Source organism: Spirillospora sp. NPDC049652 (genome assembly GCF_040675125.1).
GTDB lineage: Bacteria > Actinomycetota > Actinomycetes > Streptosporangiales > Streptosporangiaceae > Spirillospora.
The window spans coordinates 1-12,802 of record NZ_JBFAOF010000118.1; the positions used below are offsets into that span (position 1 = coordinate 1).

Below are 12,802 nucleotides of genomic sequence, written 5' to 3' on the forward strand. Positions count from 1 at the left end.
GTCCCGCCGCCCGCCGCGAGACCAGGCTCGCCGCCGCCGACACCGGGCTCGTCCGGTTCGGCGGACGCCTGTGCCGCGTCGCCGACGACCTGATGCCCCGCGACATCGTCCAGGCCAACCTGGAACTGGTGGCCGAAGCGCTGGAGGGCGCCGGGATCGCTTACCAGGTCCTCCGCGACCCCGGCACCAGGCACCGCGTCATCACCGGCGCAGAGAACCGGGCCGCCGCCATCGCCGCGCTGACCACCGCGTTCGCCGACCGGCCCGTCTACGCCGAGCGCATGCGCCCCGGCGGACGCCCCGGCCAGGCGACCCTGATCGCCGAACTGACCGGTGACACCGACATCGCCGGGCTGCGGATCTTCCAGCCGGTCGTGTCAGCCTCCCGCACCCTCAGCTACGGCGCCGCCTACGGGTGTGACCTGGAGTTCTGGACCGAGGAACCGGACAGCGGCGCTCTCGTCCCGCTGCGTCGCACCCTGATCGGTGACACCGTCCCCAGGGCCGTCCTGGCCGACACCGGGCGCGTCACCCTCGGAGCCCGCGCCTACCCCTCGGTCGCCGCCCTCGACCGCACCCTGGTCGCCGACCTCACCTTCCCGATCGACGTCGTCTACACCTGGGTGGACGGCGACGACCCCGCCTGGCGGGCCCGCCGCGACGCGGCGTTCGCCGCGATGGGACGTCCGCCCGTCGAGGCCGCGGGGTCCGAGGCGCGCTTCCGCTCCCGCGACGAACTGCGCTACTCGCTGCGCAGCCTGGAGATGTTCGCGCCCTGGGTCCGCACGGTCCATCTGGTCACCGACCGGCAGGTCCCCGCCTGGCTCGACACCGGCCACCCGAAGATCCGCGTCGTGGACCACAGCGAGATCTTCGGTGGCCGGGGACGGCTGCCCAGCTTCAACAGCCACGCGATCGAGTCCCAGATCCACAACATCGAGGGGCTGTCGGAGCACTTCCTGTACTTCAACGACGACGTGTTCCTCGGCACGCCCGTCGGCCCCGACCGGTTCTTCCACCCCAGCGGGATCACCAAGTACTTCATGTCACCGACCTCGGTGGCGCTCACCCCGGTCGGCGCGGACGACGACTTCAACTTCGCCGCCGGAAAGAACAACCGCGTGCTGATCGAGGAGGCGTTCGGCCACACCCTGACCCACGCGTTCCTGCACGCGCCCCATCCGCTGCGCCGCGACGTCCTGACCGACCTCGCCAACGCGTTCCCCGAAGCGGTCGCGCGCACGGCCGCCGCGCAGGTCCGCTCGCACACGGACATCTCCATCCCGTCCTCGCTGCACCACTACTACGCCCACTTCACCGGACGCGGCGTGCCCGGCGACATCAGCTGCGCCTACGTCAACGTCGGCGACGCGAGCCAGCACCCCCGGCTCACCCAGATCCTCACCCAGCGCCGCCACGAGGTGATCTGCCTCAACGACACCCACCACGGCGACCTGTCGGCAGAAGAACAGAGCCGCGTCGTGTTCGGCTTCCTGGAGGGCTACTTCCCGATCCCCGGCTCCTTCGAGAAGGGCAGCAAGCGCAACCAGCGCCTCCGCAAGAGGCGGGCGTGATGGTCGGCGGCTGGTGCGGCCTTCCCTGATGTCGGATTCGGTGGCCCGGTGGTTCAGGCGAAGACCTCACTGACGGGGACGGCTGATGGCCGGGCTGTTCTGGGTGGTGGGGTTGTGCGGTGCGGGGGAGATGTAGGCGCTGTAGCCGCGGAGGCCGTAGCGGCCTGAGAGCAGGGTGCGGCGCCAGGTCCGGGCGTAGGCGGGCGGGGTGCCCCGGGGGCCGATCAGCACCGCGACCGGCTGGTGTCGGGACAGGGCGACGAGGCGCGGGACGGTGATGGACGTGTTGGGCCCTCGCGTCTGCACCCAGGCGCAGCGTGCGTGGTAGGCGACCGGGGTGGCCTGGTCGCCGGTGATGGTGCAGGGGGAGCGGACGCCGAGGCGGTTCAGGTCGGCCGCCATGCGGACGTAGTCGCCGTGCGAGCGCTGGTCGCCTCGGGTCACCCTGGCCAGGACGGCCTGCTGGATCCCCAGGTGCAGGAGCAGTCCGACGGCGGCGAGGCCCGCGACCCAGGGGCGCGCCCGTGCCGGGGTCCGGGTCGCCAGCCACCACAGGCCCATGGCCACGGGGACGGACAGCAGCGCGTAGGCGGGCAGCAGGAACCGGGGCGCGGCGTAGTCGATCATCAGGAGGTAGGGGACGGAGATCGCGGCCGCGCACACCGTCGGCACCAGCGCGCGCGACAGGCGGCCTTCCGCGCGGGCGGCGACCAGGCCGCCGAGGACGGCGAACGGCAGCACCGCCCACCAGAGCGCGGCCGGACGATGGCGCCACGGACGGGTGCACGGGCGGCACAGCTGCGGTCCGTTCAGTGCGCGCAGCTCGTCGTCCAGGGCGAAGTGCAGGCCCATTCCGCCCTCGACGCGGCTGGAGACGTGCAGCCGCTGGGGGACGCCGCCGAAGCGGACGTAGGCCTCGACCACCCACTCGGCCGCTCCGATCCCCAGGCCGGCGAACATGACGACCATCAGGGCCGGGCGTCGCCATGACCGGACCACGAGCGCGGCGACCACCAGCGGGAACGCCAGCCAGGCGGCGTCCAGCGGACGCATCAGCGCGACGAACGCCAGGCTCAGCGCCAGCCCGGCCAGCGCCCACCGGTCCCGGTCGTCGCCCGCGGCGCGCAGGAAGCAGCCGACCGCGGCCAGCGCGCCGAAGGCGACCCACAAGTTCGGCATGGCCTGGGAGCCGCTGATCAGCGTGATCCAGAGCCCGGCGAAGAGCAGGCCGGTCAGTGCCAGGGCGCCCGGCGGCAGGAGGCGTCGCCAGATCCACAGCGTCCCCGCCAGCGCGAGGCTCGACAGGACGGCCAGGTAGATCCGCAGTGCCGCAGTGGACAGGGTGGCCTGGGCGACCGGCGCGACCAGCAGGGTGATGCCCCGGGCGCGCGGTGCGCTGAAGTACCCGGCGGGCACGTGCGCGCTGAACTGGCTGACGTACAGCGACTCGTCCCATCCGAGCGGGATGTGCGGCGAGACCAGCAGCAACTGCGCCAGGAGGAACACGAACCCGGCGCACACCGCCACCAGCCCCCCGTGCTGGAAGCCGCCGGCCGTCTCGCCGCCGGCCGTCTCGCCGCCGGCCGTCTCGCCGCCGGGCGGTCCCGCCGGCTGGAGGAATCGGGAGTGCAGACGCATCGGACACGCCTCACGGTCAGGACGGACGAAGGGTGTCTTCGCCCACCTGCCATTCTGTGCGGGCCACGGTTTCGGGTCGTTCCGGCCTTGGAACGGATTCGGTCGGTGACGGGCAAAGAGATGCCGAAAGGCGTGACGCGCGTCGGCTGCGGTGTCGGGTTATCCCTACCTGGGTTCGGCCAGCCAGCCGCATGGGCCGCCGTCGCCACCGCGCCATAGCGTTTTGCTCGCAAATGGCGGCCCGACCCCAAGGTGGTTTCGTGAAGAAGTATGTCGTCGCGACCGCGGCGGCCGTTCTGGGCGTCACCGGACTCGCCGTGGACCTGGACGCGCTGCGCGCCATCGCCGGCGGCGCGGCCCGGTTCGTCCCGAAGACGCCGGCCGCCCCGGACGGCATGCTCGTCTCCCCGGCGGCCGTCCAGTACGTCGGGACGAAGCCGACCACGCTGAACTGGTTCAACAAGTCGCTGCACGTCAGGCCCGCCGGGATCGTGAACCGCTTCCCCGGCCAGGACGCGACCGTCCCGTACGTGATCGTCCCGTTCAAGATGCTCAAGGACATCGACTCCTTCCCCACCCGCGTCTTCGTCCAGGGCCACGACATCGACCGCAAGGCCCTGGACAGCGTCGCGCGCAAGGCCGTCCCGTCCTACGGGGTCACCTCCGTCGGCGGCGACTTCCTCCGCTACCGGGACGACGTCGAGCACACCCTCCGGCAGAGCCCGATGGTCAAGGTCGTCGACCAGGCGTTCGCGGAGAGCGCGCTCGTCGTCATGGTGTACGGCCTGCTGTCGGTGCTCCTCGTCCTCCTCGTGGGCGCGCGCGAACGCGGCCGGGCCATCGCGCACCTGGAAGTCCTCGGACTGAGCGGCAGGCAGCGCCGGACGCTCGCGCTCATCGAGATCGGGCCGGTCGTATTGTGCGCCGTCCTGGCCGGGTGGTTCGTCGGGATGATGCTGCCGAGGCTCACCGGGCCGGTCGTCAACCTGCGTCCGTACACGCTCGGTTTCGCGGCGTCCAACCACGCCGTCGAACCCCTGCACCTGGCCGCGCTCGCCGCCGTCCTGCTGGTCGTCGGGCTCGCGGCGGTGCTCGTGGACCGGCTCTTCGACGCCCGCGGCCGCCTCGGCGAAGTCCTCCGCACGGGGGAGGAGGGGTGAGCGCGCCGGCGCTCCGGTCGATCCGGACGCGCTTGCCCGCGCTGCTCGCGCTGGCCGTCCTCGTCATGCTCACCACCGGCCTCGCCGTGGCCGTCCCCGCCCGCGTCGTCCACGGCTTCGACCGCTCCGCCGCGCAGGCGGCGGGTCCGGACGGCGCGGTGAGCGTCACCGGCACGGCCAGGGGAAGCACCGCTTTCGGCAAGATCCCGGCCCCCGACGCGCTGGTCGGGCAGGGCGTCGGCTGGCGCGCGCTCCTCCCGCCGGAACTCTCGCGGGCCACGCAGGAGCCCGACCCCTTCGCCTACGTCGGGCCGGACATGGTCCAGCGGCCGAGGTGGAAGCGTCCCGGGTTCCTCCGCCTGTTCGTCAACCCCTCGCTGAAGTCGCCCCACGTCCGGTTCCTGTCGGGTGACCCGGACCGCGAGGACGACGGCATGCCGGGCGGCCCCGGCATCTACGTCACCCAGAAGACCGCCGACCTGTTCGAGCTGAAGGTCGGCTCGCCCGTCCGCGTGGAGAACCCGGCCGGCGAGCTCGTGCTGCACGTCGCCGGGATCATCGAGGCGCTCGACCCCGGCAGCTCCTACTGGACGGCCCGCCAGGCGGTCACCAAGCCCTGGGTCTACGTCGAGGCCAAGAGCGGCCGGGAGCGTCAGTTCGGCGGAGCGCTGATGGGCCCGAAGGGCTACTCCGCCCTGCGCGCGCTCGGCGCGGGGGTCAACTACACCTGGCGGTTCCCGCTGCGGCAGGACCGCGTCACCGCCGCGTCGCTGCGCGCCATGGGTCCGGAGCTCGACCAGTTCCGGGCGGCGGTCTCCGGACGGTCCGACTCCGTCCCCAGCGAGGTCCAGACTCCGCTGGACGGCCGGATCAAAGAGTTCACCTCGCAGTACGCCACCGCCCAAGTGATCACCGGCCTCGTCTTCGGCGGTCTGGCGGCCGTCCTCGCCGGGTCCGTGCTGACCGGCCTCGTGCTGTTCGCCGAACGGCTGCGCGGGACGCTCGCCACCATGCGCGCACGAGGGGCCTCGCGCGCGCAGCTGTTCGGCACGGTGTCGTGGCTGACCGTCCCGGTGCTGCTGCCCGCCGTCGCCCTGGGCTTCGGCTTGGGGCACCTCGTCCACGCCGGGCCGCTCCAGCTCTCCTCCGTCTACCTCGTGCTGGCGATCGCCGTCGCGGTCGTCGTCGTTCCCTGGGCGGCCGCGGTCGGCTGGCGGCGCGGTTCGGTCGGCACCTCACCGCGCCCGGAGGTCGCGGCGGTCAGGCCGTCCAAGCGGAGAGTCGTCGTCGAGGGCCTGGCCGTCGTGCTCGCGGTCGCCGCCACGCTGGTGATGCGCCGCCGGGGGCTGGCCGTCCAGTCCGAGCTGGGCGCCGATCCGCTGATATCCGCCGTCCCGGTGCTGCTGGGCGCGGGGGTCGGGCTGCTGGTGCTGCGCGTCCTGCCCTGGCCGCTCCGGTACGCCGGACGGCTGCTCGGCCGCCGCCGGTCCGCGGTCGGGTTCGTCGGGCTCGCGCGCGCGTCACGCCGGCAGGTGCTGACGCTGCTGCCGACGATCGTCCTGCTCCTCGCCGCCGCGGTCGCCGGATTCGGCTCGACCGTGGACGCCGCGCTCGTCCGCGGCCAGCGGACCGCCGCCTGGCACACCGTCGGCTCCGACGTCCGGATCACCGCCGGCCGCCTCGACCCCCGCCTCCCCGAGCGGCTGGCCTCGGTGCGCGGCGTGACCGGGGCCGTGCCGCTGCGCATGGTCCCCGAGGCCGTGGTCGGCGCCCCGGCGGGCCAGCCGGGCCCCCGCGTCATCGTCGTCGCGGTCGATATCGCCGCCTACAAGCGGATCGCGGGAGGTGCCGCCCGGTTCATCCCGGACGCGCCCGGAGCGCCGGACGGTGTGCTGGCCTCGCCGTCCGCCGCCGCGTCCCTCGGGACGCGCCCCACCACGCTCGCCTGGATGGGCGGGCCGCGGCTGACCGTCCGGCCGAGCGGGATCGTGCGCGACTTCCCCGCCCTGGACTCCGCCGACCGCTACGTGATCATCCCGTACCGGCTGCTCCAGGCGTTCCCCACGTCCGCGCCCCAGGCGTTCCCGACCCAGGTGTTCGTCCAGGGGCACGGCATCGACCGCGCCGCCCTGGAGCGGATCGCGAGAAGCAGCGAGCCCGACGCGGCGGAGGCTCCCGTCGGAGAGGGCTTCATCCGGTACCACGACGACGTCGAGCGCGCCATGACCCGCAGCCCGATGGCCCGGGTCGTGCACCGGGCGTTCGCGGAGAGCGCTCTCCTGGTCGCCGGGTACGGGCTGCTGACGGTGCTGTTCACGCTGCTGGTCGGGGCGCGCGAGCGCGGCCGGGCCATCGCGCACCTGGAGGTTCTCGGGCTCGGCCGGCGGCAGCGGCGGCTGCTGGCGATCACCGAGGCCGGACCCGCGATCGTGAGCGCCGTGGCGGCCGGATGGCTGCTGGGGTTCCTGCTGCCGCGCGTGACCGGCCCCATGCTGGACCTTCGTCCCTACACCTCGGGTTTCGCGGTGACCGACCACGCCGTGGACCTGCTGCATCTGGCCGCGTTCGCGGGGGCCCTCCCGGCCGTCGCGCTCGCCGCGGTCCTCGTGGACCGGATCTTCGACGCCCGCCACCGGCTGGGCGAAGTGCTTCGAACGGGGGAGGAGACATGACCGAGACCCCGAGCCTTGCGGAACTGGAACGCCGCGCGACCCAACGGGGACCCGTCTACGGCGAGGGCGCGCACATCGTGTGCGACAACCTCGTCCGCATCTACAAGGCGGACGGCATCGAGGTCGTCGCCCTCCAGGGCCTCGACCTGCTGGTCGACCCCGGAGAGCTGATCGCGATCGTCGGCGCGTCCGGATCCGGCAAGTCGACGCTGCTGAACATCCTGTCCGGGCTGGACGTCCCGACCGCCGGCGTCGCCCGGGTCGCGGACGTCGACCTGCTGACGATGAAGGCGGCGGAGCGGTTGACCTTCCGGCGCGAGAAGGTCGGGTTCGTCTGGCAGCAGACGGCCCGCAACCTGCTGCCCTACCTGACCGCCGAGCAGAACGTCCAGCTGCCCATGCGGTTCGCCGGACGCGACAGGAAGCTGCGCCGCACCCGCGCCGCCGAACTGCTCGGCGTCCTCGGCATCGGCGAGCTGGCGGACCGCCGCCCGGCGGAGCTGTCCGGCGGGCAGCAGCAGCGCGTCGCGATCGCGGTGGCCGTCGCCAACGAGCCGGACGTCCTGCTCGCCGACGAGCCGACCGGCGAGCTCGACTCCGCCACCGCCGAGCAGGTCTTCGACGCGCTCCGCCGGGTCAACGCCGAGCTCGGCACCACGACCGTGATCGTCACGCACGACCCGCACGTGTCCGAGGAGGTCAACCGGACCGTCGGGATCCGCGACGGCCGGACCAGCAGCGAGGTCCGGCGCCGGAGCGCGGTGGACGCCGACGGCCGCGCCGTGCGGATCGCCGAGGAGTACGCCGTGCTGGACCGGGTCGGCCGCGTCCAGCTCCCGCGCCACTTCATCGACGCGCTGGAGATGAAGGACCGGGTGCGGCTGGACCTGGAGCCCGACCACGTGGCCGTGCACCGGGCCGAGAGGGAGACCGAGAGTGAGTGAGAACCAGAACGGATCGGGCGGCCCCATCCTCGCGGTGACGGACCTGGTCCGCACGTTCCGGACGGGCAAGGTCGAGGTGCACGCGCTGCGCGGCGTCTCGTTCACCGTGTCGCGCGGCGAGCTGGTCGTCCTGAAGGGCCGGTCCGGCTCCGGCAAGACGACCCTGCTGAACCTGATCGGCGGCCTGGACAGGCCCACCTCCGGGACCGTCCTGCTGGACGGCAAGGAGGTCACGGCCCTGGACGAGGACGGCCTGATCCGGCTGCGCCGCGAGACGATCAGCTTCGTGTTCCAGTCGCACGGCCTGATCCCGGTGCTGTCGGCGGCCGAGAACGTCGAGGTCCCGCTGCGGCTGGCCCGCACCGCCCCGGCCGAACGCGACAAGCGCGTCGAGACGCTGCTCGCCCTCGTCGGCCTCGCCGACCACGCCCGGCAGCGCCCCTACGAGCTGTCCGGCGGCCAGCGCCAGCGCGTCGCCATCGCCCGCGCCCTCGCGTCCCGGCCGCGCCTCCTGCTCGCGGACGAGCCGACCGGCCAGCTCGACTCGGAGACCTCCCGCGCGATCATGCCGCTGCTGCGCGCCGTGATCGCCGCCGAGGGCGTCACCGTCCTGGTCGCGACGCACGACCCGATCGTCCTCGAACACGCCGACCGCCTGCTGTCGATCACCGACGGCGTCGTCACCGAGGAGCCGCTCCCCGCCCGCACCTAGAGCCTGTATCGAAGCGACCTCAACCACGCGCGCGAACGCGCGACCTGCCCGGTGGAGCGAAGCCGAAGGCGAGCGGAACCGGGCAGATCGCGAAGCGATGCCGCGTTCGCCCAGGCCCGGTCAGGTAGCGAGCGCAGTGGGCCGGGACTTTAAGACGCCTAGTGGTCGCTGTCGGTCCCGTACTCCCAGTGCCACGGCTCGAACGGGCTGCTGTAGGCCCAGGACGGGTGGAACCAGCCGTACGTCCCGGCGTTGGCCCGCAGCCAGTTGAACTGGGCCGACCCCTGGTTCTGGACCCCGCCGCACAGGTCGGCGGCCTGCCCCTTGCCGTGGTTGCTGGTGCCCGGGACCGCCGCGAACCCGGGCCGCTCCGCGTACACGCGGTGCTGGTCGGCCAGGCTCCGGTAGCTGGACGTCACGCACAGCTTGCGCCCGAAGTGGCGCTTGTACGCGGCGTTCAGCTTGTAGAACGCGAGCGCCGCGTCCGCGCGGAGCATCATGCCCTTCTGCGGCAGCGCGCACAGGTACTTGTCCGGGATCAGCCCGTTCGGGAACCGGCTCGACTCCGACGCCAGGCTCTTGTCGCAGGTCAGTTCGAGCCGCTTGTCCGGGTCGAGCTTGCGCAGCATGCCCTCCAGCTGGGTGGTGAGCTGCGCCGACTTCTGCTTCAACCCGTCGATCTGCTGCTGCAGGCGGGTCTGCGCGACCGCGTTGTCCGACTGCAGCTCCTGCGCCTGCGACGCCAGCGCCTGCCGGCGCTTCTGGAGCTGGGTCGCCTGCGCGATGAGCGACTTCTGGGCGTCCGCCAGATGGTCCACGTCGGCCGTCGAGCGCAGCGCCGAGATGTCCCCGCCCGACCCGAACACGGCCATCGAGCCGACGACTCCGGGCTGCTGGTACGACGCGTTCGCCAGCCGCGAGAGCGGCGCCCGGATCCGGTCGAACTGCGCGTCGGCCTCGGCCAGCGACTTCAGCGTCGTCCGCAGCTTGCCCTGGGACGCCGCGAGCGTCCGGCGGCTGTCCTCCATCCGCCGGGTCGCCGCGAGCAGGTCCTTGCGGGCCTTGTTCGCCGCCGCGCGCAGCTGCTCCGCCGCGTCGCCGTCGCGGTCCAGGGGCGCGCCCGCCGCGGCGCCGCCGGGGGACACCAAGAACGTGACCACCACGAGGACGACCGCGGTCAGCACCGCCGACCGAGGGATCGGCACGTCTGGTTTCCTCCTGATGCCCGAAGCCGAAGTGCCGCAGGAACGGTACTACACGTCCCAGCGTGATCAGGGGGCGACGGTGTGCCCGTGCCGTTCGCACCAGCGCCGCAGGAACGGGTTGCGCGCCCATTCCGGCGGACACCCCCGCCGCCGTCCGGGCCCCGACCGGTGCGTGGGCGCCGGCGAGGACGGCTTGGGCCGGACGGTCCGCTCCGCCACCGGCGACCGCGGCGCCCGCACCGGTGGAGGCTGCGAGGCCTCCTTCGGCCGGGGCGGCACGTAGGCCCCCACTGTGGGATAGCTCTCCGGAGTGGCCGCCACCGTCGGCCGCACGCCCCCGGGCCGTCCGCCCGGCAGTGCCCCGAGCAGGACCGCACCGGCCAGCACCACGAGAACGGCGATCCCCCCGGCGATCAACCAGATCCGCCGAGGCGTCCGCCCCGCGCCGCCCTCCTCAGGCCGCGCCGCCCCACGATGCCGACCCACCACGCCACCGAACTGTACTCATCCCCGCCCCGCAAGGCCTAGTCCTCCAAAATTCGGTTCCACCCCCAGGCCTCCCGTCCCCTACCCTGGTACCGGCCGTCCGCTACGCTCTACGGCGAACGCCGACCAGCCTCCGTAGCTCAGGGGATAGAGCACCGCTCTCCTAAAGCGGGTGTCGCAGGTTCGAATCCTGCCGGGGGCACCACCCATGGGAAACCGCCCGCCCGATCACCGGCGCGGGCGGTTCGTGTTGTGACCGGGGGCCGGCATACGATCTAGATGGTGGCGTCGCTCTCGGTCTCAGGCGTGGGCTCGGGGCCCATGCGGCGGATCGCTTCGGCGACGATCTCCAGGTACTCGGTATGCGCCAGCTTCTCGATGATCTGGATGCGCGCGGGGAAGTAGCCGAACGCCCTCAGGCGACCCGTGAACGCCGCTTTGACTTCCTCCCATGCGGTGTCCAGCGCGAGCAGAATCGGGAGCGTCTCCGCCTCCTCCAGGGCACCCGCCGCGTCAGCGCTGCCCGCCGCCCCCGAGGTGCGGGGGCGGCGGGCGTGGTGGTTACTTGTAGGTGAGGTCGACTCTCAGGTAGGCCCTGTTCGAGGTGACCGTCTCTCCGTCGTCTCGCCTGGTGCCCGTGGCGGTGGCGGTGTTGTCGACGTAGCCCCGGGACTTCTCCTTCGGGGTGACCTTGTGGACGGCGTAACAGGTGGCCGACTGGCCCGGTTCCAGGGTGTCGGTCGTGCAGGTCACCGTTCCGGTGCGGGAGTCGTGGATCGTGATGTTGCTGATCGGCACGTCGCCGTCGTTGGTGACGATGAACCGGTACCGGACGGCGTCGTGGTCGTGCCACGCGCTGAGCCGGGCCTCGTGCCGGTGCTTGGCCTTGTGGTGCGTCTTCGGCTTGCCCGGCCCGACGAAGCCCGCGAACTCCTTGGTCAGGTGGAGGCCGGCGTGAGTCGGTTCGGCCGAGACGGTGACCGTGACGGCCTCGGACGTGGACGGCGGACAGGTGTCGTCGCCTCTGTAGTGGGCGGTGATGTGGTGCTGCCCCTCGGCCAGATCGGTGGTCGTGAAGGTCGCGACGCCTTCGGCGTTCACTTCGGCGGTCCCGATCTCCTGGTCGCCGTCCCAGAACGTGACGAGGCCGGTCGGGTCGCCGACGCTGCAGGTGACCCTCGCGGTGAGGGTGATCTCCTGGCCGGGCGCGGCGTGGGTCGGATCGGCGGTCAGGGACGTGTGGCTACTGGCACGCTCGGCCAGCATCGCCGTGTGGTAGCGGCCGACGGTGATCTGGACGGCGGTGGTGTGCTCCGGCAAGAGCATGAAGACGGGAGTGAGGCTTGGGGTGGTGGTGCCGTCTCCCAGTTCCCCGTCCGAGTTGGTGCCCCAGCCCAGGGCGCGTCCGTCGGACGTCACCGCGGCGCTGTGGAAGACGCCGGTGTCGACCTGGGTCACCTTGACGCCGTCGGGCAGGACCACTTCCACCGGCGTGTCCCGGTTGGTGGTGGTGCCGTCCCCGAGCTTGCCGGCGTTGTTCTGGCCCCAGGCCAGGACGCGTCCGTCGGAGGTCACCGCCATGCTGTTGCGGTCGCCTGCGGCGATCTGCGTGAGGGTGTCGCCCCCGGGCATCGGCACCTGCACGGGCAGGTTGTTGAAGAGGGGGTTCGTTCCCAGCTCTCCGAACTGGTTCAGCCCCCAGCCCCACACGCGGCTGCTGGTGGTGAGGGCCAGCCCATGGTTGTCGCCGGCGGCGACCTGCTTGATGGTGAGGTCTGAGGGCAGCGCCACCTGCACCGGGGTCCTGCTGTCGGTCGTGGTGCCGTTCCCCAGCTTCCCGTAGTTGTTGTATCCCCACGCCAGGACACGGCCGTCGGTGGTCAACGCCAGGCTGAACATGTAGCCGGCGGAGACCTGCTTGACGGTGACGCCCTGCGGTAGATGCACTTCCACGGGGACGGTGCGGCTCTCTGTGGTGCCGTCCCCCAGCTCCCCGTAGCCGTTGTATCCCCATGCCAGGACGCGTCCGTCGGAGGTCACGGCGAGGCTGTGGTGGTAGCCGCCGGAGACCTGGGTGACGGTGACTCCCGCGGGCAGATCCGCGTAGACCGGAACGTCGACGATGCCGGCGGTGCTGCCGTTGCCCAGCTCACCGTAGGCGTTCTGGCCCCAGCCCAGGACTCGGCCCCCGGACGTCACCGCGAGGTTGTGGTAGTCACCCGCGTCGATGTTGGTGAGGGTGACGCCCTCGGGCAGGATGACCGGCCCAGGCGTGTCACGGGAGCTTGTGGTGCCGTTTCCCAGCTGCCCGTTGAAGTTGTAGCCCGTGGCGAGAGCACTGTTCACCGGGGCCACGGGGGTCGGTGCCGCAGCGGCGGCCGCGTGGCCGGCCACCGGGTCGGCGACCATGC

8 protein-coding genes and 1 tRNA gene are annotated in these 12,802 nt (G+C 72.4%); 6 read left to right on the top strand and 3 right to left on the bottom strand.

Going from position 1 to position 12,802, the window contains the following annotated elements; all coding sequences use genetic code 11:
• A partial coding sequence (locus AB0J52_RS11095; protein ID WP_500181423.1) for a stealth family protein occupies nucleotides 1-1,574 on the top strand: 1,574 nt, incomplete at its 5' end.
• A 66-nt stretch (nucleotides 1,575-1,640) separates the two neighbouring features.
• Here AB0J52_RS11095 and AB0J52_RS11100 read toward each other — a convergent pair.
• The gene (locus tag AB0J52_RS11100) at nucleotides 1,641-3,212 is read right to left on the bottom strand and encodes a hypothetical protein (protein ID WP_500181424.1); all 1,572 of its coding nucleotides are present in this window, start codon (nucleotides 3,210-3,212) and stop codon (nucleotides 1,641-1,643) included.
• Between the two features lie 260 nt (nucleotides 3,213-3,472).
• Here AB0J52_RS11100 and AB0J52_RS11105 point away from each other — a divergent pair, with 260 nt between their 5' ends.
• From AB0J52_RS11105 to AB0J52_RS11120, 4 genes are read left to right on the top strand one after another with little or no spacing between them, the layout of a single operon-like run.
• A complete protein-coding gene (locus AB0J52_RS11105; protein ID WP_500181425.1) occupies nucleotides 3,473-4,372 on the top strand; it encodes an FtsX-like permease family protein in 900 nt (299 codons plus the stop codon).
• A complete protein-coding gene (locus tag AB0J52_RS11110; RefSeq protein WP_500181426.1) occupies nucleotides 4,369-7,044 on the top strand; it encodes an FtsX-like permease family protein in 2,676 nt (891 codons plus the stop codon). The genes AB0J52_RS11105 and AB0J52_RS11110 overlap by 4 nt, the downstream gene beginning before the upstream one ends.
• Nucleotides 7,041-7,988 carry an ABC transporter ATP-binding protein gene (locus tag AB0J52_RS11115; RefSeq protein WP_500181427.1) on the top strand — a complete coding sequence of 316 codons (948 nt, stop codon included), beginning with the start codon at nucleotides 7,041-7,043 and terminating at the stop codon, nucleotides 7,986-7,988. The genes AB0J52_RS11110 and AB0J52_RS11115 overlap by 4 nt, the downstream gene beginning before the upstream one ends.
• Nucleotides 7,981-8,700, top strand: coding sequence for an ABC transporter ATP-binding protein (locus AB0J52_RS11120; protein ID WP_500181428.1), 720 nt, complete (start codon nucleotides 7,981-7,983; stop codon nucleotides 8,698-8,700). The genes AB0J52_RS11115 and AB0J52_RS11120 overlap by 8 nt, the downstream gene beginning before the upstream one ends.
• A gap of 158 nt (nucleotides 8,701-8,858) precedes the next feature.
• On the opposite strand, the gene AB0J52_RS11125 is transcribed toward AB0J52_RS11120, so the two are convergent.
• Nucleotides 8,859-9,905 (bottom strand): D-alanyl-D-alanine carboxypeptidase family protein, encoded by a 1,047-nt coding sequence (locus AB0J52_RS11125; protein ID WP_500181429.1) that lies wholly within the window; start codon nucleotides 9,903-9,905, stop codon nucleotides 8,859-8,861.
• Between the two features lie 615 nt (nucleotides 9,906-10,520).
• Here AB0J52_RS11125 and AB0J52_RS11130 point away from each other — a divergent pair.
• Nucleotides 10,521-10,596, top strand: a tRNA-Arg gene (locus AB0J52_RS11130).
• Between the two features lie 356 nt (nucleotides 10,597-10,952).
• Here AB0J52_RS11130 and AB0J52_RS11135 read toward each other — a convergent pair.
• The coding region (locus AB0J52_RS11135) for an RCC1 domain-containing protein (protein ID WP_500181430.1) at nucleotides 10,953-12,802 on the bottom strand (1,850 nt) is incomplete at its 5' end.